Raw genomic sequence first — 21,537 nt, forward strand, 5'->3', positions numbered from 1 at the left:
TGAACCTGTTCTTGCCATGTGTAATAACCGCCTTTTTCTTTAATGTTATCACACTAAAGTATATTTGACAACTAGATGCTACACTAGTATCTACTACGCCGCAGAGACTCATAAATCACACCCCGGATTCGTGTGATGCAGGAAGCTGTCGATACGTAGCGGGTGAGTGGAATGGGGATGGGGGCGATGGATGCATCTACAGGGGCGTGCAGGTCTTAGCCTGTGGGAATCGGTGCTAAGAGTCTGGCGCCTTTGTCTGAACCCAGTAACAAAATTGTTGGATAAGACAAGGCGTGAGTTTGGCAGCCAGACTCTTGTCCAGCGCCGATTCCCACAGGCTTAGACATGCTAGCCCCGCAGCCGTATCCATGGCCCCCATCCCCATTCCACTCACGGACGGATGCACCTTCGCCCTCATCCCACAAATCCTCACCCCTCATAAATACAAAACGCATTCTCATCCAAATTATTCTCAAACAAATACTGCTCGATTGTATTTCCCACCTTTTTAAGTACATCTTTTATCAACACAGCTTTTTCTTCCGTGTCCCGGAAGGCAGGAACGCTGATGGACAGGCTGGCAATGGTTTTCTGGTTGCAGCAGATAGGGACTGCGTAGCAGCAGATGTCCAGGGCGGTTTCCTTTTTTTCGTGGGCGAATTTGCTGGCGTTAATCTCTTCCCACTCTTTTTCCAGTGTTTCAAAATCCGTGATGGTATATTCGGTGAACTTTTCCAGGCCGTTAGGGTATAAGTCCCTTACCTTTTCAAAGGGGAGCTGGTACAGCAGGGCTTTACCAAGGGCAGTACAGTAGAGGGGCAGACGTTTCCCGACGCTGGATACAAGGCGTATGGCTTCCTTTGAGTCCACCTTTGCTATGTAAAGCACGCTGTTATCGGAACGGATTCCGAATTGGCAGATTTCGTTTGTTTCATTGACCGCATATTCCATTTCTGATTTGATGAACTGCATGATGCTCTTTTCACCATAATAGGAACTGCCCGCCAGGTAGGCGCCGATGCCTATGGTGTAAAGGCTGCTGTCCCTGTGGAATGCGATGAAGTTCCGGCTGGCCATGGTGTGCAGGATAGGGGCCACGGTTGTTTTGGGGGAACCGATATGTTTGGCTATATCAGAAAGGCTGAGGCCGGATGGGGTGGTTCCCAGCAGCTCCAGTATGTTTAAAACGCGCTCTGTTGGTTTATGTTCTGTATTTGGCATGGTCTGCTCCTTTTAACTTGCTGAGTCTATTATACCAGACGGGATTTTGAGAAAGCCACTAGTAAAAATATACAATATAAAATGTATTCGTTTGTGTGATATGTCGAAATGTTAAATTAATATTGACTTTTCTTTGAATCAGATATATTCTTTTTATGTGACGTACGAGAATGCGCATATCGTACGAATATACGTACAAAAAGAAAAGAGGGGTAAAACTATGATAATGAATTTCCTAAAAAAGGTTCCTGCCGGAATGATGATTGTACCGCTTCTGATTGGCGCGGTCTTAAACACCTTTTTCCCCCAGGCGCTGCAGCTTGGCTCCCTGACAACAGCAACATTTTCCAATGCAGGCGCCGCAACCGCCATGGGAATCCAGCTTGTATGCCTGGGAACCACGCTGCAGCTGGGCGATATCGGAAGGGTGCTGAAGCGGGGCGGAATCCTGCTGCTTTCAAAGTTTTGTATCGGCTCACTGATTGGAATCGCTGCGGGTAAGATATTCGGTCCGGCCGGGGTCCTGGGATTATCCGCACTGGCAATCATCAGCGCCGTAACCAACAGCAACGGCTCCGTTTACCTGGCCCTGATGCAGACATACGGAGATGATGTGGACGGAGGCGCCATGGCGCTGCTGGCGCTGAATGACGGACCATTCATGACCATGATTGCCATGGGGGTATCCGGTCTTGCCAATATTCCAATCCAGGCACTGATTGCAACCGTGACCCCTATCCTGGTAGGTATGATCCTGGGCAATATGGATAAAAAATTTGCGGATTTCGTTTCCCCTGCAGGGGCTGTGATGATTCCTTTTGTGGGATTGACGCTGGGAGCAGGAATCAATCTTATGAATGTGCTTAAGGGTGGTATACCTGGCGTAATCCTGGGGCTTATCTCTGTATTCGTGGGCGGCGCGTTCATCGTGTTCTGCGACCGTGTGATTGGCAAGCGTCCCGGATATGCCGGATGGGCAGTTGCCACAACCGCAGGCAATGCGGTGGCAGTTCCGGCCGTTGTGGCCATGGCGGACCCGGCTCTTGAGCCGTACGTATCCGGTGCAACCACCCAGGTGGCGGCGGCCGTGGTGGTAACGGCAATCATCGCTCCTTTGATGACAAGCTACTGGGCCAAGAAGTATGGCTGCCCCAAAATGCCGCTGGAAACTGAATAAATAATAGGACAAATGGTGGAGGATGATTAGAATGAGCGAAATAATTACGAATGCAATGATTATTGATGAAAAAGACACGGTAGCCGTTGCCATTGAACCGGTTAAGGCAGGCCAGACAGCGGCCTGGCTGGATAAGAACGGCGGGCTTTGGGAAGTTACGGCTGTTACGGACATACCCATTTACCACAAGTTTGCAATCAGGGACATGCAAAAGGGAGAGCCGGTTGTCAAGTATGGGGAACATATCGGGCTGGCTGCCAGGGATATCCAGGCAGGCGAACACGTACATACGCACAATGTTGAGAACCACAGGGAACAATTATAAAAGGGGGCTGACGCAATGGATAAGAAAGCAATGAAGGAAATGACATTTATGGGATACAGGAGACCGGATGGAAGGGTAGGGATACGCAATAAGGTGTTAATCCTCCCGGCCAGCGTATGTGCTTCGGATACAACAAGGATCATCGCTTCCCAGGTGGAAAATGCTGTTACATTTAACAATCAGAATGGATGCTCCCAGGTCCCCTCGGACCAGCAGTTTACCATGGACGTGATGGCTGGTTATGCAGCCAATCCCAATGTATATGGGACCGTGGTCATTTCCCTGGGATGTGAGAACTGCCAGATGGATCTGGTGCTGGATGCAATCAGGGAACGCACGAACAAGCCACTGGAGCATTTTATCATCCAGGAAAACGGCGGCACCATTGCCACCATCGAGAAGGCGGTGCGCTCCGCCAGGAAAATGACAATGGACGCGTCCATGCTTCCCCGCGAGGAATTCGGCATGTCCGAACTGATCATCGGAACGGAATGCGGCGGTTCGGACCCCACCTCAGGTCTTGCCTCCAATGTCCTTATTGGCGAGATCAGCGACCGCATGGCGGAAATCGGAGGGACCTCCATCCTGTCCGAGACAACCGAGTTCATCGGCGCCGAACACATACTGGCAAAGCGCGGCAAGGATGAGAGGGTCAGCCAGAGGATTTACCAGATCGTACATGATTATGAAAATGCAATCCGCCTTGTGGGCCATGATGTGCGGGAAGGAAACCCGTCCCCCGGCAACATGGAAGGCGGACTGACGACCCTGGAGGAAAAGTCCCTGGGCTGCATCCATAAGGGCGGCCATGTGCCGGTCAACGAGGTTTACGATTATGCAAAACAGGTGGAGAAAAACATGGGCCTGGTCATTATGGACACACCTGGAAATGACCCCTCTTCCGTTGCCGGGATGGCTGCAGGAGGCTGTCAGATATGCCTGTTCTCCACTGGCCGCGGAACCCCTACCGGCAACCCCATTGTCCCTGTCATCAAGATAACGGGCAATAAAGTAACCTATGCGAACATGTCCGACAATATCGACATTGATGCAAGCCCCTATATCTACGGCAAGAAGACCCTGGAGCAATTAGGGGATGAACTGTTTACGGAAATGAAGCAGGTGGCCGACGGAAAACTGACCAAGGCAGAAGCCCTGGGCTACACGGAAATGGCCATTGCCAGGGTATGTAATTATATGTAACCATATAAGGGTGGCACGATATAAAAAGAGGTGTATCATGAAATACATAAGGTTTATTGCCCCTGGAAAGGAAGCAGAGGTTGGCATCCTTTTGGAGGGGGACCGGGTAATCCCGGTGTCATCCCTTGTTCCCGGACTGAAGAAGGGGGATATGATGGATCTCATTAAATATGCCGGTATCTCCGGCGGCTTGCCGGAGCCGCCGGTTTCCGGATGTTTGGGGCAACAGTCATATGACCTGGATTCAGTGAGGCTTCTTGCGCCCATTGAACGGCCAATCCACGATATCCTGTGCGTGGGTGTGAATTATGAAGACCATCTGAGGGAAACAGAGGAACATCTTGGAAAAGAGAGCTTTAAAAAACCGCCCAAGGCAGTATATTTCTCCAAACGGGCACTGCGGCTTATGGGTCCCGGGGGACGGATTGAGGGCAGGCTGGATGTGGATGAAGCGCTGGATTATGAGGTGGAGCTGGCGGTCATCATTGGCAAGGATGGAAAGAAGATACCGCCCTGCCAGGCAGAGGAATATATCTTCGGATATTCTGTATTTAATGACATTTCATCCAGGAACCTGCAGACAGGGCATGGACAGTGGTTTTATGGAAAGAGCCTGGACACATACGCATCCATGGGGCCGGTAATCGTGGGCCGGGAGGAACTGCCGTTCCCCGTGGAGCTGGAAGTAAGTAGCTTTGTCAACGGACAGCTGCGCCAGCACTCCAATACGCGCAATTTCATCCATGACATTCCATGGCTCATATCCGAATTATCCCAGTGCATCACTCTGGAGTGCGGGGACATCATTGCCACGGGAACCCCCTCCGGCGTCGGCATGGGGTATGACCCGCCCCGTTATATGAAAAAGGGCGACCAGGTAACATGCGAGATAGAAAAGATAGGTAAACTGACAAATATAATTGACTAGGGAGGAAACATATGAAAGTAAACTTTTACACTCCGGTTGTAACTGCATTTGATGAGAATGGAGAACTGGATTTACAGGGCAATAAGAACATATACGACCATTTGATTGGAGGCGGCATCGGAGGCCTGCTGATACTTGGGAGCAGCGGTGAATTTTATGCACTGGGCATGGAACAGAAAAAGACGCTGATTGACATGGCGGTCCCATATATTAACAAAAGGGCAAAGGTTTTCTTTGGAACCGCATGCGACAGCATGGAGGAGACCGTGGAGCTGAGCAACTATGCCCTTAAGGCGGGTGCGGACGGCGTGATGTTAATCAGCCCCTACTACTTTACCATTGACGATGCTTCCATTGAAGCGTTTTATGATGAGGCGGCGGAGAAGATTGACGGGCCGCTGTACATCTATAACTTTCCAGCCAGGACCGGATATGACGTGAAACCTGAAATCGTCCTGAACCTGCTGCGCAGACACCGGAATATCGTGGGCCTGAAGGACTCGGTATCGGAGATGGGGCATACCAGGAGCATCCTTACAACGGTGCGGGAAGAATTTCCTGAGTTTGAGGTGTACTGCGGATTTGATGAGAACCTGATCCACAATGCTGCCTGCGGCGGCGCGGGCTGTATCGGCGCCCTGTCCAATGTGTATCCGGAGCTGCTGGTAAGCTGGCAGGATGCCGTGAACCGGAAGGACTGGGATGCTGCCTTCGCACTTCAGAAAAAGGTGGATATATTAATGGGTATCTATGATATCAACCCATTCTTCATAGGCACCATTAAAAAGGCAATGATCCTCAGGGGCGTCCAGATGAAGGACTGCTGCAAGAAACCGGTGCTCAGCGCCACGGAGCCGGAAACCGGGCGTTTAAAGGCAATCATGGAACGTGTGGGATAATTGAAGATAAGTGGATAGATGTTCTGGACAGGGGCTGCGTTTGCGGCCCCTGTTCCTGATTGCTGACAGAAAGCAAAGTGATTTTCAAACACGCCCTAAGGAGCGTACCAGCACCTCCTTTGCATTTTCAGTGCGAAGTGCAATAAGGGTGCCGCGTATGAGATAGGCAGACATGGAATCCCTGTGGCCGCCAAGGATGCAGGTTATATGCTCCTTGAAGGAAAAACCCAGGGAATCCAGCCTGTCAGACATATAGGGGTCGCTGATGATCCAGACCACCTCAGCTGTTTCTCCTGGATTGAGTTCATTTAAAGGATAGACCATAATAAATCACCGGTTCAGGTTTGTTACTATATTATATGCAGGGCGCTTATCCGGGGGGAAGGGGTAGCCTGTCACACATTCTGTACATGCCCATATAATAGAGTACAACCAAATTGAAAGGAGATTTTAAAATATGAATTATAGTGAATGTAGTGAATGCGGGAGCGGGGTTAATTTTGGCGGGGTAGCCGTGAATGCAGGCGCAGCAGGTGCTGCCAACGGTACCTGTTATGAGAATGCAAATTATTATGGAAATGCAGCTTATTATGGGAACACAACCTGTGGAAACACCGCCGGGAACACCGCCAGCACAGCATCTGCTGGTGGCGGCTGTCGCAACTGCAATTTGTACTGGCAGGGATATATGGCAGGTTTCTATGCCAATAACCAGTGCAACCAGTCATCCGTTGCAAGGACGGCCGCCCAGGCGGCAGGACGTACGGCTTCTGCCGCAGCAGCAGGAAACTGCGGATGCAGCTCCTGTAATACCGGCTGTGGATGTAACAGATGCAATACCGGCTGTGGGTGTGGCAGATGCAATACCGGCTGCGGATGCAGCAGATGCAGCTCCGGTTGCGGATGCCGCATGTGAAGGTCTGACTGCAGCACATGTAATTTGAGGTTATGATGCAGTGAATATAATCCGGAGGATATGATTCGAAGGATAGGATTCGGGGAATCCGGATTATATGACCGGGGCTTCCATGGATGTGGAAGCCCCGGCTTCTGCCTGGTGCCAGTCTCCTGTCCGTTTCCAGCCTCCCATCCGTTTCCAGCCTCCAGTCCACGTTCCGTCTCCATACCGCATCCAACCCTATTCATGGCTCAGTTCCCTGGTACCTGAATCATTCCAGGATTACAGCTACCGGAGCATCAACCGTCATGGTATCCGGCGTTATGGTGCAGTCATATGCCAGCACATGGACACCGGCCCTGGCTGCGGCCCGCAGCGCATCGCCAAATGCGGGGTGGGTGGTGTCATTGGGTCTGAATCCGTGGACTCCTTTCATCTGGATGACAAACAGTACATAGGCCTCATAACCTTCCTGCACCGCCTTCGCCAATCCGTGAAGATGCTTAATCCCCCGCTCAGTGGGCGCGTCCGGGAACATGGCCATGCCATCTGTTTCCAGGGTCACCCCCTTTACCTCCATGAAGGCAGGCCGGGTCCCGCTGCCATTTATCTCATTAAGGGTAAATGCCAGGTCAAACCGGGAATCACCGTGGGTCACCTCGCGCTGCAGACTGTCAGGTGCCCAGCCAGGCAGTCCCGGAATGCTTTCCAGCGTATCCAGCCATTCCCAGGCAGCCCGGTTGGGCGCCTGGGAGTCCATGTTAATCAGGATGCCGCCCTTATATACCCCAATCAGGTCATATTCTGTCTTACGTCCGGCGGCCGCGGCATCCGGATGGTATTCAAGGATTACCTTTACGCCGGGAATTAACAGCTCCCTGCACCGCCCTGTATTTTTCACATGGCAGACAACAGTCTGCCCTTCCAGCTCCACATGGGCTATGAAACGGTTGGGGCGGCTTATGAAGGTTCCGTTTTTTATATGTTGGTAAATCATGGAAGGTTCCTCCTGGTCAAAGTGTATGGATAGCCATCCGGATATGGATCAGGATGGATATCAATTCCTGTAATCCACACATATGTGGTAAAACAGGCGATACTCAATTATATAGAAACCAGCCGGAGGAATCAAGCTGAATCTGCATGAAAGCAGCCATGCCTCATATTAATCTTTTGGAATATATTCAGCCAGATACTTCCCGGCTTCCTCCTGGCTCAGGGAAAATCTCTTTACCAGTTTTGCCAGTATCTGTTCCTCTGTCTTATGCTCTTCCAGGTTATCCAGGATGAATGCGGCTATTCCCGCCGCCATTCCCTCTGCTTTCCCTTCTGCCCGTTCCCTATCAAGGATATCACACATAATATCAATTCCCTCCTTCTTCTCCTTCAGCAGCCTGACCCTTGCAGCTAAATGCGGAAATGTCCCAGTCTCATAGTCAGCAGCCGAGTGTACCATATAATCCAGCAGCTCCCTTTGTTCCGGCGTGTCTGCCGCGCCTTCAAAATTAACATATAACTCATGGACCCCATTATTTAAAACGGTTCCGGTTCCATCCACAACCCGGATTATTTCGTTAATTCCTCTGTTCCTTCCAATAAAATCCTTTTTCGTAATATAAATCAGATAAACCTCTGGAATGGATTCAAAATCCGTTCCCTTTTCAAGATAGCTCATGTCAAGGCTGCTTAGGTGATAGCGGACCCGCCGGACATGGTCTTCATCCTCCTGGGGGTGCATTTCCACATTTACCAGACAGCCATTCCTGTCCTCAGCCAGCACATCTAATACCACGGAGCGGTTTTCCACATTGCGGATGGAATATTGGGTTTTCACTGATTTAATCTTCAGCTCCTTCCTGGTAAGGATCTGCACCACTTCCTGGCAGGCATCTATATCCTCTACTGTTTTACCAAAGAATATATCGCTTGTCAGATTGAACTGGCTGACCTTTTGCCGCTTTTCCTCATAGCTTTCCAGCCTGCTTTCACTGCGTCCTACTTTTTCCTGCATAAATTCCTCTCTTTCGTTCTTATGCAGGAACAGGTCTGCCTCCTATCCTGCATGTTTGTCATAAATGGGTTTTAAAGCAAGATACGGGTTTAACCTAGATAGGCCATATAGAATAATTAAGATGTATTGCTTTGGCTTTATTGTAGCATATCTCCCCGATGGCTGCAAGCGTTCCGAATTTCAGTTGCGCCAGCCAGTGAAATGTGTTAATATTTCAATAATAAATGTGAACATAATATAAAAGCGAGGACAAGAGTATGGGATTAACCTATCAGAGTACAAGGGGCGGTGAAGCAGGTGTGCCGGCATCCATGGCCATCCTGAAGGGACTGGCAAAGGACGGCGGCCTGTTCATGCCCACAGAGATACCAAAGCTTGACGTGCCAATGGAGAAGCTTGGGACCATGACCTACCAGGAAACAGCCTACGAGGTCATGAAGCTGTTCCTTACGGATTACAGTCCCGGGGAACTTAAGGACTGCATAGCAAAGGCCTACGACAGCAAATTCGACACAGAAGAGATTGCGCCCCTGGCAAAGGCCGACGGCGCATATTTCCTGGAGCTATATCACGGAAGCACCATAGCCTTTAAGGACATGGCCCTTTCCATCCTGCCCCATCTCATGACAACGGCGGCTAAGAAGAACCAGGTGGACAAGGAAATCGTGATACTGACAGCCACCTCCGGCGACACGGGAAAGGCGGCCATGGCTGGCTTTGCCGACGTGCCTGGCACCCGTATCATTGTATTTTATCCAAAGGACGGGGTCAGCAAGGTACAGGAACTCCAGATGCGCACCCAGAAGGGAGCCAACACCAGCGTGGTGGCAATCCACGGCAACTTTGACGATGCCCAGACCGGTGTGAAGAAGCTGTTTGGGGACAAGTCCCTGGAGGCTTTACTGGATTCCAGGGGCTTCCAGTTCTCGTCCGCCAATTCCATCAATATCGGCAGGCTGGTCCCGCAGATTGTTTATTATGTATATGCTTATGCCAGGCTTCTGGCCAATGAGGAGATTACAGACGGCGAGCAGATTAATGTGGTGGTCCCGACAGGCAACTTCGGCAATATCCTGGCAGCCTACTTTGCAAAACGCATGGGCGTCCCGGTTAAGACACTGATCTGCGCGTCCAATGACAATAAGGTGCTGTATGATTTCTTTACAACGGGAACCTATGACAGGAAGAGGGATTTCATCCTCACCAATTCCCCGTCCATGGATATCCTGATTTCCAGCAATCTGGAGCGCCTGATTTATCTGAGCACCGGCTGTGACGCCGGGGCCAGCGCGGCTTTGATGCAGGATTTATCCGAGAAGGGGAGCTATACCGTCACAGAGGATATGAAGGCATTCATGTCCGATTTCGCAGGCGGCTTTGCAACCCAGGAGGAAAATGCTGCCACCATCAAGAGGATATTTGACAGCACCGGTTACCTGATTGACACCCATACGGGCGTTGCGGCCACGGTATATGAAGCCTACAGGGCGGAAAGCGGCGACACGGCAAAGACCGTCATCGCCTCCACGGCAAGTCCCTACAAGTTCTCTGACAGCGTAATGGAAGCAATTGCCGGACCTGACAGCATCAGGGGCAAAGACGGATTTGAGGTGGTAGACGCCTTAAGCAGCCTGTCCGGAGTGGATGTCCCGGCCGCGGTTGAGGAAATCCGCCACGCGCCGATCCGCCACAACACAGAGTGCGATGTGGATAAAATGGAAGAAGCGGTAAAAGCTATCCTTGGAATCTGATTCATGGTTCCGATGCGGCACGAATCATAAATTACAAAAAAACATCTTCCTTTTTGTTCGCAGCTGCGATATAATAGGTGAGATAGTTAATAAAATAACAAACTTTATAAGGAGGGTATCAAATGTTAGTTTCAGCAAAAGAGATGCTTGACAAGGCTAGGGAAGGCAAGTATGCAGTTGGACAGTTTAACATCAATAACCTTGAGTGGACCAAGTCCGTGCTGCTGACAGCAGAAGAACTCAAATCTCCGGTTATCCTGGGCGTATCCGAGGGCGCAGGAAAGTATATGACAGGCTTTAAGACAGTATCTGCCATGGTGAAGGCCATGATGGAAGAACTGAACATCACGGTTCCGGTTGCCCTGCATCTGGACCACGGCTCATACGAGGGCTGCTATAAATGTATCAAGGCAGGCTTTACCTCCATCATGTTCGATGGCTCCCATTATCCAATTGAGGAGAACATTGAGAAGACCAAGGAACTGGTTAAGATTGCACATAACATGGGACTGTCCCTGGAAGCTGAGGTGGGCTCCATCGGCGGTGAGGAAGACGGCGTTGTGGGTCTTGGCGAGTGCGCGGATCCCAATGAGTGCAAGGCCATTGCTGACCTGGGAATCGACTTCCTGGCAGCAGGCATCGGCAATATCCACGGCAAATATCCGGAGAACTGGCCAGGCCTGCGCTTCGACGTGCTGGAGAATGTGAAAGCGGCTGTAGGCGACATGCCTCTGGTCCTTCACGGCGGAACCGGCATCCCTGAGGATATGATTAAGAAGGCAATCAGCCTGGGCGTTGCCAAGATTAATGTTAACACGGAGTGCCAGTTAACCTTTGCGGCAGCTACCAGGGAGTACATCGAGGCCGGTAAGGACCAGAGCGGCAAGGGCTTTGACCCAAGGAAGCTGCTGGCTCCGGGCGCAGATGCAATCAAGGCAACTGTAAAAGAAAAGATGGAATTATTCGGTTCTGTTGGCAAGGCTTAATTCCTGAGATATTAAGACAGCTTAATAATGCTTATTAGAATAAAAATCATGTTTTCCTGAAAAACTGCTTGCAATTTCAAAGGAAATGGTTTATTTTAATAAAGAACAAAGGTGTTCTCTCTCAAGGGGAGAGCACCTTTTTGTTATATATCCGGCCGGATTGAATAAAATTACGGGAAATGGTATCTGGATTTAGACAGGATGACAGGATTTTGGAAAAAGGAAGCGGAAGCCCGGAAAAAGGAAGAACCCAAAAGGAAGAATCAAAAAGGAAGAATCAAAGAGAGGATGGAAGAATCTATGAGCGATGTATTGAATGTATCTGAGATATTCGGGAAAAATGTGTTCAATGATGCGGTGATGAAGGACCGTCTGCCTAAAAATGTTTATAAGAAGCTGAAAAAGACAGTGGAAGACGGTGCGGAACTGGATCCCAGTATTGCGGATGTGGTGGCGCACGCCATGAAGGACTGGGCAATTGAGAGGGGGGCCACCCACTATACCCACTGGTTCCAGCCTCTGACCGGCGTGACGGCTGAGAAGCATGATTCCTTTATCTCTGCCCCAAGCGATGGCAAGGTAATCATGGAATTCTCCGGCAAGGAGCTGATTAAGGGCGAGCCGGATGCATCCTCCTTCCCATCAGGCGGCCTGCGCGCCACCTTTGAGGCCAGGGGGTACACGGTCTGGGATTGTACCTCCCCTGCGTTCTTAAGGGAAGACGCCATCGGCGTCACCCTTTGCATCCCCACCTCCTTCTGTTCTTATAAAGGCGAGTCCCTGGATAAAAAGACGCCCCTGCTGCGTTCCATGCAGGCGGTGAACGAGCAGGCCTTAAGGATCCTCAGACTTTTTGGCAACACAACCGCCAAAAGGGTTGCGCCGTCCGTGGGAGCGGAGCAGGAATACTTCCTGGTTGACCGTGAAAAATATTTACAGCGCAAGGACCTGATTTACACCGGACGCACCCTGTTCGGCGCCATGCCTCCCAAGGGGCAGGAGCTGGAGGACCATTACTTTGGCGCCATCCGCGAGAGGATCGGTTCCTACATGAACGATGTGAATAAAGAGCTTTGGAAGCTGGGCGTCCCGGCCAAGACGCAGCACAACGAGGTTGCGCCTGCACAGCACGAACTGGCCCCCATATATGAGGGCGTGAACCAGGCAGTGGACCACAACCAGATTGTGATGGAGACACTAAAAAAGGTGGCTGGCCGCCATGGCATGGCATGCCTTCTCCATGAGAAGCCATTTGCAGGCGTCAACGGTTCAGGAAAGCATAACAACTGGTCCCTGACAGCGGATGACGGCACCAACCTTTTAAACCCGGGCGACACGCCTCATGAGAACATCCAGTTCCTTCTGGTGCTGGCATGTATCATCAAGGCAGTGGACCTCCACGCAGACCTTTTGCGGGAATCAGCGGCCGATGTGGGCAATGACCACAGGCTGGGTGCCAACGAAGCGCCGCCTGCCATCATTTCCATCTTCCTGGGAGAGCAGCTGGAGGACGTGATTGACCAGCTGTGCAGCACAGGAGAAGCAACCCACTCCAAGAAGGGCGGCACCTTAAGGACCGGGGTTGACATCCTTCCTGACCTGGATAAGGATGCCACGGACAGGAACAGGACCTCGCCCTTTGCATTTACAGGCAACAAGTTTGAGTTCCGTATGGTGGGTTCCTCGGATTCCATCGCAAGCCCCAACACCGTGCTGAACACCATTGTGGCGGAAGCGTTCAAGGAAGCTGCCGATAAGCTGGAAAAGGCCGATGACTTCGACATGGCGGTCCATGACATGATTAAGGAAATGCTGGCAGCCCACAGAAGGGTCATCTTCAATGGAAACGGCTACTCTGACGAATGGGTTGCAGAGGCAGAGAAGAGAGGACTTCCAAACATCAGGTCCATGGTGGAGGCCATCCCTGCCCTGACAACGGATAAGGCGGTGAAGCTGTTCGAGGCCTTCGGCGTGTTCACCAGGGCGGAGCTTGAATCCAGGGCTGAGGTTGAATATGAGAACTTTTCCAAGGCCATCAACATAGAAGCCAGGACCATGTACGATATGGCAAGCAAGTCCATTATCCCGGCTGTCATCAGGTACACCACACAGCTGGCGGCATCCATTTCAGCGGTCAAGGGCGCCTGCCCAGAGGCGGATGTGAGCACACAGACAGGACTTCTCATGGAGACCTCCGGCCTGCTGTCCGATATGAAGGCGGCGGTATCCAGGCTGGCTGAGGTGACGGAGAAGGCAGCCTGCGCGGATGGCGGGATTGCCCAGGCAACCGCCTATCACAGCGAGGTGGTTCCGGCCATGGAGGCTTTAAGGGCGCCGGTAGATAAGCTGGAGATGATTGTGGATAAGGAACTGTGGCCCATGCCCAGCTACGGCGATCTGATTTTTGAAGTATAGGCTGGCTGCCGCTGCATCCTGTATGTGGCAGATTGGCAGCATAGGCTGGCCGCTGCAGCATCAGGCATGTGACAGATTGGCAGCATAGGCTGGCCGCCGCAGTATCAGATATGTGGCAGATTGGCAGCTGTCAGGTTAAGGGGAAATGAGTATTAGGATATATTATTCATTTGAAAATGGGGTCTTCTGTCATGGAACGGAGGCCCCTTTTTCATGCCCTTTCCATGTAGTCCTGATCCGGCTTGCATTTTCCGGTAGATGTGCTATAATGTTCATATATTTTGATTAAATACATATTTTGAACATAAATGGGACGGAAGCGAGGATTTGTATTGATGGACAGACATGGACTTGTGTGCAGGACAGTGCTGGAGCAGCCGGATATCACCCAGAGGGAGATGGCGCAAAAGCTTAAGGTATCCCTGGGGACCGTTAACGGGCTTATTAAGGAGTGCATCGGAAAGGGATACATTGCGGAGCGCACGGACGGCGGGGGCGGCTCCGGGTGGGAGCTTACAGGGGAAGGACGGCGTCTTTTGGAAGGGTATAAGGTGGACGGTGCATTAATCATAGCGGCCGGGTTTGGCTCCAGGTTCGTTCCCCTGACATTTGAAACCCCCAAGGGGCTTCTGGAGGTATTCGGGGAGCGCATGATAGAACGCCAGATATGCCAGCTCCATGAGGTGGGAATCACGGATATCACCATAGCGGTGGGGTATCTGAAGGAAAAGTTTGAATATCTTATGGATAAATATGATGTAAAGCTTCTATATAATCCTGAGTATTCGGACAAGAACACCTTGGCAACCATCTACAGGTCCAGGAAGGTCTTAAAAGGGCGGAACATATATGTGCTGGCCTCCGACAACTGGATGAGGGAGAACATGTACCACGCATATGAATGCGGGGCATGGTACAGCGCTGCCTATCAGGACGGCGAGACCAAGGAGTGGTGCCTTTCCTTTAACAAGAGGGGGCGCATCACGGACGTGAAGATAGGCGGACGGGACCAGTGGGTCATGTACGGGCCGGCCTATTTTTCCAGGGAGTTCTCCGCGCGGTTCCTTCCTGTGCTGGAGGCCTATTACAAAAGCCCGGGCACGGAACAGTTCTACTGGGAACAGGTATACGTGGACATGCTCTCAGGCGAGGCCAGGCGCCGCCTGGAACAGGAGGATGGGGAGCTGCTTAACGAGGCCGTGAGGGCCAGCGGCCTGTCCCCCGCCCATTGGGATGAGATTGAAATGGATGCAAACCGCCAGCCCGACAATCAGGTGTATGAGTTCGAGAACCTGGAAGAACTGCGCTTATTCGACCCCAGGTATCAGAACCACTCCGACAACGCGGCCATGAAGCTGGTGGCCGAGGTATTTAAGGTGCCTGAATCCCAGATTAAGGATATACGCTGCCTGAAGTCCGGCATGACCAATAAGTCCTTCCTGTTCAAGGTAGGGGAGCGCCACTGTATCTGCCGCATCCCTGGTCCGGGCACAGAGCTTCTTATTAACAGGAAGCAGGAAAAACAGGTTTATGACGCCGTGGCCTGCCTTGGTATTACCGAGCATGTGATTTATATGAACGACCGGACCGGTTACAAGATAGCCGAGTATTACGAGGGGGCCAGGAATGCAGACGCCTCGGACTGGTCCGACATGGACCGGTGCATGGAAATGGTGCGCAGGCTCCATCAGTCAGGCATCACGGTGGGACATGATTTTGACATCCGGGAACGGATTGATTTTTATGAAAAGCTGTGCAGCAGCCATGGCGGCATCCTGTTCGAGGACTACCAGGAGGTGCGGGGGTGGATGGACTGGCTCATGGACCGCATGGACGCCATGGACCGCCCCAAATGCCTGAGCCATATTGACGCCAATGTGGATAACTTCCTGTTCCTCGGGGACGGCGGTGTAAAACTTCTGGACTGGGAGTATGCCGGCATGTGCGATCCCATCATGGATGTGTCCATGTGCGCTATCTACTCTTACTATGATGAGGCGGACATGGAGAAGCTTCTGGCCATTTACCTTCAGAGGGAACCTACAAAAGACGAGTATTTTGCCGTCTATGCATATGCTGCCCTGGGCGGTTTCCTGTGGAGCCTGTGGGCTGTATACAAGAGTGCGCTGGGAGATGAATTCGGAGAGTACACCATCATCATGTACCGGTACGCAAAGAAATATTATAGGAAATTACGGAAATTGTAATAAAAATGTTATCAAAAGCATATGGGATTGTGCTATAATCAAAAATATGTGGAAAACTGGGGAATATTGTCCCCAACTGGATATAAGAGGCGAGGAGGATGACACATGGGACATAAAAGGTACTGGACAGCTGTCGCAGCAGCCGGTATGATTGGGGCCATGGCATTGGGGAGCGCATTTACCAGCTATGCCGCCGGCAGCTGGACAAAATCAAATGACAACTGGACCTATGTCGACAACGGCCAGGTATACACAGGATGGCTGCAGACCAGTGAGGGATGGTATTACATGGACCCGTCCACTGGTTATATGACAAAGGATTTCAAACAGATTGACGGTAAGTGGTATTTCTTTAAGCCCAGCGGCATCATGGCAACGGGCTGGGTGAACCCGGAAGAAGGCAAGTGGTACTACCTGCTGAATGACGGAACCATGGTAACCGGCTGGCTGAAAATCAGCAATGGAACCACCAGCGACTTTTATTTCATGCGCGGTAACGGGACCATGGCAACGGGCTGGCGCGAGATGGACGGGGCCTGGTACTATTTCCAGAGCAACGGCAAGTGCGTCGTGAATTCCTGGGCACAGATTAAGGACAATTGGTACCTGTTCGGCACGGACGGCAAGATGATGACCGGATGGGCCAAGGTGGACAAGGATTATTTCTACCTGAACACGGACGGGCGCATGCTGATTGGATGGCTCAGTGACAGCGACGGCAACAAGTACTACATGGATATGAGTAATGGTAAGATGTCCACGGGCTGGAAGCAGATTGATGGCTCATGGTATTATTTTAACAGCAACGGCCATATGATGACTGGCTGGATTCAGCTGGACGGCAAGTATTACTATCTGAACCCTGCCAATGAAGGAAGGATGATTGCAGGCACCACGGCAACCATCAACGGAACGCAGTACACCTTTGACGCCAGCGGCATATGCCAGAACGCCGGCGGTGTATCGGCCCAGACTCCGGGTACTGTTAACAACAGTTCCATCGGCACAAGCGGCGGTCCGGGCGCGTCAGGCGGTTCCTCAGGCATCAGCAGCAACGGACCTGGCGGCACGTCCGGTGGGACTCCCGGAAGCAGTTCCGGAAATAATTCCACAAGCAACTCGCCTGGCGGAAGCTCCTCAGGGAGCCTGCAGGCCGGAAGGACAGACGGACCAGGCTGACGGTAAATCAGATCATGATACGGGGGATGTCACAGCGGACGGCTGAGCATCCCCCGTATTTTTATATAAGGAGAAATGTATGAAAAACAAGATGCACATGATAAGACGCTGCCAGGCACTTGCCATGGCGGGAATCATAAGCGCGGGCACCATTCTTCCCGCGGGCACCGCACTGGCCATCGGACCGGGCGAGACATCGGCCCCGGTTGTCTCATCACCAGGCCCCGGAGGCCCCGGGCAGCCCGCCGCGGGTACCACCGGAAGCACGGGAAATACGGGAGCGGCTTCCTCAGGCTCTTCCACGACCAACCCCAATGCCTGGAAAAAGGTAAATGGCACATACCAGATGCCGGACGGCACATCCATCAGCAGCGTGTTGTTCAGGGGAATCGACGTATCCAGGTGGCAGGGGGATATTAACTGGGGCCAGGTGGCTGCGGACGATGTGTCCTTTGTCATGCTGGGAACCCGCTCCAAGGGCGCGGTGGACCCATATTTCCACAGGAACATACAGCAGGCCAGCGCGGCAGGGGTTAAGGTGGGGGTCTATATCTATTCCCTTGCCACCACGCCGGAGATGGCGGTGGACGAGGCGAATTTTGTCCTGGACCTGATCCACGATTATCCGGTATCCTATCCGGTTGCATTTGACATGGAGGACTCCACCCAGGGCGCCCTGTCAAAGGATGAACTGGCGGCAATCGCCAATGCGTTCTGCGGGCGTATATCCGAAGCAGGCTATTATCCTATCATTTATGCCAATGACAACTGGCTGGCCAACAAATTAGACATGGGCAAGATGAATTATCCTGTTTGGGTTGCCCGTTACTCCGCAAAACCGGCATATCAGAACCCGGTCATGTGGCAGGCCACCAGTACGGGCGCGGTCAACGGAATCAGCGGGAATGTGGACATTGATTTCCAGTTTAAGGATTTTACAACGGTGATTCCAGGCAATACCTGGAGGACCATCCAGGGAAAGACCTATTATTACCAGAACTACGTAAAACAGAAGAACAGCTGGATTGACGACGGCACGGGCTGGTTCTACATGGATGGGGACGGCCTTGCATCCAGGGGCTGGCTTACCCTTTCAGATAAGAGATATTACCTGGATGACAGTACGGGCCGCATGATAACGGGCTGGAAGTCCGACAACAGCAAGTGGTATTACTTTGGCAGTTCAGGCGCCCTGTCCAAGGGCTGGATAGATGATAAGGGAACCTGGTACTATGCTGACAGCCAGGGCGTGATGCAGACCGGATGGCTGGACGACAACGGAAGAAGATACTTCCTGGAGAACTCAGGAGCCATGGCCAAGGGCTGGACCAACCAGAACGGAACGTGGTATTATCTGGATAACACAGGCGTCCTGTCCAAGGGCTGGATTAACGACAACGGAACCTGGTACTATGCCGACGGTCAGGGGGCCATGCAGACCGGATGGCTGGAGGATGCCGGGGAGAAATACTACCTCAGGGGTTCAGGCGCCATGGCAACCGGCTGGCGCGAGATGGACGGCGCATGGTATTACTTTGAAGGCTCAGGCCGTATGGCAAAGGGCATGATTGATGTAAACGGCCTCCATTACTATATGGATCCATCCACCGGCAGGATGGCGGCAAACACCGTGGTTGACATCAATGGGACCAGCTATCAGGCCGGCCCTGACGGTGTGCTGGGCCAGGTACAGGAAAATGCAGGCGGCCAGGACGGCGCCGGGGGCCAGCCGGGAGATGGTGCCCAGGGCGGCGGAAGCGCCCAGCCGGGAGATAGTGCCCAGGGTGGCAATTCCCAGGCAGGAAGCGCTCAGCCAGGAAGCGCCCAGCCAGGAAGCGTCCAGCCGGGCAGCACACAGCCGGGCAGTGCCCAACCGGGCGGCAGCGCCCAGTCCGGCAATGCCCAGGCCGGTACCGCACCGGGCGAAAGCCAGTCCGGCCAGACGCAGGGCAGTTCCCCCAGCGGGAAATCCGGCGGCCCAGGGGTAGTCATTACTCCGGTGGGATAGGGATACGGTGACATACACATGAAATGACTCGAAAAGCAGTGTCCGTGAAGGACGCCATGACGGGGTGGATTCTTGCTATGATGCAGGAATCCACCCCGTTTCAGAATCCCATGCATTTTTCCTTCCACTCCTGACATATACTGGATAGATAAAGGGCATCAGGTGAAAGAGGGCATAAGGTGAAACTGGGAAATAAAGTAAAACTTCTGGCTGTTGTCTGTGCGGCGGACGTGATTCTTCTTGGGGGACTGTGCCGTACTGTCCTGGGAAACCGGCCGGTCCATGCCGCGGCAGGGAATGGGGCGTGGGTCCAGGAGGGCGGGGAGACCATGGAGCGGGCCAAAGGGCTTGAGGGCAAATGCGTGGCCCTTACATTTGACGACGGTCCCCATAAGGAGTATACCGCCCAGCTGCTGGACGGTCTGAAGGAAAGGGGCGTCAGGGCCACATTTTTCCTGATGGGACAGAACATAGAGGGCAATGAAGAGCTGGTGAAGCGGATGCATGATGACGGCCATCTGATTGGAAACCACAGCTTCAGCCATGTCCAGCTGACCAAGGCCGGGGCCAGGTCCGTGTGCCAGGCCGTGGACAGGACCAGCATGATGATAGAGGACATAACCGGGGAACGGCCGCAATACATGAGGCCGCCCTTTGGGGACTGGAATGAGGAACTGGAGTGCGACGTGGGCATGACCACGGTGCTGTGGTCCGTGGATTCCCTGGACTGGAAACTGAGGAATAAGAATAAGATTGTGAAACGGGTCTTGAAAGATGTGGAGGATGGGGATATTATATTAATGCATGATATTTTTCCCACTTCGGTACAGGCTGCGCTGGAACTGGTTGACACGCTTACCAGGCAGGGATATACTTTTGTTACGGTTGATGAACTGCTGATTGATTGAGATAGGACACGGCAGAAAGGGTAAGACGATGGATTTATTTGATTATATGAGAGAGAACACCATGGAGACAGAATCCCCGCTGGCTTCCAGGCTCAGGCCCAGGACCCTGGATGAGGTGGTGGGGCAGCAGCATATAGTGGGCGTGGATAAACTGCTTTACCGGGCAATCAAGGCGGATAAGCTGGGATCCATTATTTTCTATGGCCCTCCCGGCACGGGAAAGACCACCCTGGCCAAGGTGATTGCCAATACCACCAGCGCGGATTTCAAGCAGATCAATGCCACGGTTGCCGGCAAGAAGGACATGGAGGAAGTGGTTAAGGGCGCCAAGGATAATATGGGCATGTATGGCAGGAAGACCATATTGTTCGTGGATGAGATCCACCGCTTTAATAAGGGGCAGCAGGATTATCTCCTGCCCTTTGTGGAGGACGGCACACTGATCCTTATCGGGGCCACCACGGAGAATCCGTATTTTGAGGTGAATGGGGCCTTGCTGTCGCGTTCCAGGATTTTTGAACTTAAGCCGCTGGAGAAGGAGGATATCAGGGAGCTGATACACAGGGCGGTGTATGATAAGGAACGGGGCATGGGGGCTTACGACCCGGTGATTGATGAGGATGCCGCTGATTTCCTGGCAGATACGGCCAACGGGGACGCCAGGGCGGCGCTTAACGCAGTGGAACTTGGCGTCCTGACAACGGAACGCGCAGAAGACGGTAAGATACATATTAATCTGGCAGTGGCCCAGGAATGCATCCAGAAGCGGGTGGTGCGGTATGATAAGAATGGGGACAACCACTATGACACGGTTTCTGCATTCATCAAGAGCATGCGCGGTTCGGACCCGGATGCGGCTGTCTATTACCTGGCCCGGATGCTCTATGCAGGGGAGGATATCAAATTCATTGCCAGAAGGATAATGATATGCGCGTCAGAGGATGTGGGCAACGCGGATCCCCAGGCATTGGTGGTGGCTGTGAATGCGGCCCAGGCCGTGGAGCGGATCGGGCTTCCGGAAGCCCAGATCATCCTGTCCCAGGCAGTGACCTATGTTGCCACCGCGCCAAAGAGCAATGCGGCCTGCATGGCTGTATTCAAGGCCATGGATGCAATCAGGGACCAGAGGACCATGCCGGTTCCGGTCCATCTGCAGGATAAGCATTATAAGGGAGCTGAGAAGCTGGGGCACGGGGCAGGATATAAGTATGCGCATGATTATCCCAAGCACTATGTAAAACAGCAGTACCTGCCTGACGGTATGGAGGGGGCGGTGTTCTATGAACCTTCAGATAATGGCTATGAAGCCCGTATAAAAACCCATATGAGCTGGCTGACAAACTAAAATTATTTCAATTTTCACTTTACATTCCGTAATATTCGTGTATATAATAGGGCTATACATAGATTGGCTGACAGTT

At 52.3% G+C, this 21,537-nt stretch carries 18 protein-coding genes; 14 read left to right on the top strand and 4 right to left on the bottom strand.

All coding sequences use genetic code 11. From position 1 onward, the window contains the following. Nucleotides 1-429: 429 nt before the first annotated feature. Nucleotides 430-1,221 (bottom strand): IclR family transcriptional regulator, encoded by a 792-nt coding sequence (locus LK536_RS55745; RefSeq protein ID WP_227797142.1) that lies wholly within the window; start codon nt 1,219-1,221, stop codon nt 430-432. Between the two features lie 220 nt (nt 1,222-1,441). On the opposite strand from LK536_RS55745, the gene LK536_RS55750 reads away from it, so the two are divergent. From LK536_RS55750 to LK536_RS55770, 5 genes are read left to right on the top strand one after another with little or no spacing between them, the layout of a single operon-like run. Then, the gene (locus tag LK536_RS55750; protein WP_025485364.1) at nt 1,442-2,398 is read left to right on the top strand and encodes a 2-keto-3-deoxygluconate permease; all 957 of its coding nucleotides are present in this window, start codon (nt 1,442-1,444) and stop codon (nt 2,396-2,398) included. A gap of 31 nt (nt 2,399-2,429) precedes the next feature. Beyond that, on the top strand, nt 2,430-2,723 hold the full coding sequence (locus LK536_RS55755) for a UxaA family hydrolase (protein WP_227797141.1): 294 nt from the start codon (nt 2,430-2,432) through the stop codon (nt 2,721-2,723). Nucleotides 2,724-2,762: 39 nt separating this feature from the next. Beyond that, nucleotides 2,763-3,926 carry a UxaA family hydrolase gene (locus LK536_RS55760; protein ID WP_120055621.1) on the top strand — a complete coding sequence of 388 codons (1,164 nt, stop codon included), beginning with the start codon at nt 2,763-2,765 and terminating at the stop codon, nt 3,924-3,926. A 37-nt stretch (nt 3,927-3,963) separates the two neighbouring features. After that, nucleotides 3,964-4,854, top strand: coding sequence for a fumarylacetoacetate hydrolase family protein (locus LK536_RS55765; protein ID WP_227797140.1), 891 nt, complete (start codon nt 3,964-3,966; stop codon nt 4,852-4,854). 11 nt (nt 4,855-4,865) lie between these two features. Beyond that, nucleotides 4,866-5,753, top strand: a complete 888-nt coding sequence (locus tag LK536_RS55770) for a dihydrodipicolinate synthase family protein (protein WP_227797139.1) — start codon at nt 4,866-4,868, stop codon at nt 5,751-5,753. Between the two features lie 84 nt (nt 5,754-5,837). Here the strand turns inward: LK536_RS55770 and LK536_RS55775 are convergent, their stop codons facing one another. Next, nucleotides 5,838-6,077: a FeoA family protein gene (locus LK536_RS55775; protein ID WP_008720073.1), complete on the bottom strand. Its 240-nt coding sequence runs from the start codon at nt 6,075-6,077 to the stop codon at nt 5,838-5,840. 133 nt (nt 6,078-6,210) lie between these two features. Here LK536_RS55775 and LK536_RS55780 point away from each other — a divergent pair, with 133 nt between their 5' ends. Continuing rightward, nucleotides 6,211-6,669: a hypothetical protein gene (locus tag LK536_RS55780; RefSeq protein ID WP_227797138.1), complete on the top strand. Its 459-nt coding sequence runs from the start codon at nt 6,211-6,213 to the stop codon at nt 6,667-6,669. Nucleotides 6,670-6,922: 253 nt separating this feature from the next. On the opposite strand, the gene sfsA is transcribed toward LK536_RS55780, so the two are convergent. Continuing rightward, the gene (sfsA, locus tag LK536_RS55785) at nt 6,923-7,648 is read right to left on the bottom strand and encodes a DNA/RNA nuclease SfsA (RefSeq protein ID WP_227797137.1); all 726 of its coding nucleotides are present in this window, start codon (nt 7,646-7,648) and stop codon (nt 6,923-6,925) included. Nucleotides 7,649-7,816: 168 nt separating this feature from the next. Continuing rightward, a complete protein-coding gene (locus LK536_RS55790) occupies nt 7,817-8,662 on the bottom strand; it encodes a PD-(D/E)XK nuclease family transposase (protein ID WP_227797136.1) in 846 nt (281 codons plus the stop codon). A 257-nt stretch (nt 8,663-8,919) separates the two neighbouring features. Here LK536_RS55790 and thrC point away from each other — a divergent pair, with 257 nt between their 5' ends. From thrC to LK536_RS55830, 8 genes are all read left to right on the top strand, one after another. Next, nucleotides 8,920-10,413 (top strand): threonine synthase, encoded by a 1,494-nt coding sequence (thrC, locus tag LK536_RS55795; RefSeq protein WP_227797135.1) that lies wholly within the window; start codon nt 8,920-8,922, stop codon nt 10,411-10,413. A gap of 122 nt (nt 10,414-10,535) precedes the next feature. Further along, on the top strand, nt 10,536-11,399 hold the full coding sequence (gene fba / locus LK536_RS55800; RefSeq protein ID WP_008720067.1) for a class II fructose-1,6-bisphosphate aldolase: 864 nt from the start codon (nt 10,536-10,538) through the stop codon (nt 11,397-11,399). Nucleotides 11,400-11,699: 300 nt separating this feature from the next. After that, a complete protein-coding gene (locus LK536_RS55805) occupies nt 11,700-13,814 on the top strand; it encodes a glutamine synthetase III family protein (RefSeq protein WP_025485373.1) in 2,115 nt (704 codons plus the stop codon). A 335-nt stretch (nt 13,815-14,149) separates the two neighbouring features. Then, complete coding sequence (locus tag LK536_RS55810) at nt 14,150-16,021, top strand: phosphotransferase (protein WP_227797134.1); 1,872 nt, start codon at nt 14,150-14,152, stop codon at nt 16,019-16,021. Nucleotides 16,022-16,126: 105 nt separating this feature from the next. Beyond that, the gene (locus tag LK536_RS55815) at nt 16,127-17,200 is read left to right on the top strand and encodes a PspC-like choline-binding domain-containing protein (RefSeq protein WP_227797133.1); all 1,074 of its coding nucleotides are present in this window, start codon (nt 16,127-16,129) and stop codon (nt 17,198-17,200) included. A 79-nt stretch (nt 17,201-17,279) separates the two neighbouring features. After that, nucleotides 17,280-19,208, top strand: a complete 1,929-nt coding sequence (locus LK536_RS55820) for a GH25 family lysozyme (RefSeq protein WP_227797132.1) — start codon at nt 17,280-17,282, stop codon at nt 19,206-19,208. A gap of 179 nt (nt 19,209-19,387) precedes the next feature. Further along, nucleotides 19,388-20,116 (top strand): polysaccharide deacetylase family protein, encoded by a 729-nt coding sequence (locus LK536_RS55825; protein WP_227797131.1) that lies wholly within the window; start codon nt 19,388-19,390, stop codon nt 20,114-20,116. Between the two features lie 28 nt (nt 20,117-20,144). Next, the gene (locus LK536_RS55830) at nt 20,145-21,461 is read left to right on the top strand and encodes an AAA family ATPase (protein ID WP_008720060.1); all 1,317 of its coding nucleotides are present in this window, start codon (nt 20,145-20,147) and stop codon (nt 21,459-21,461) included. Nucleotides 21,462-21,537 lie beyond the last annotated feature (76 nt).

The organism is Clostridium pacaense (assembly GCF_020709765.2).
In the GTDB taxonomy this organism is placed as follows: domain Bacteria; phylum Bacillota; class Clostridia; order Lachnospirales; family Lachnospiraceae; genus Enterocloster; species Enterocloster hominis.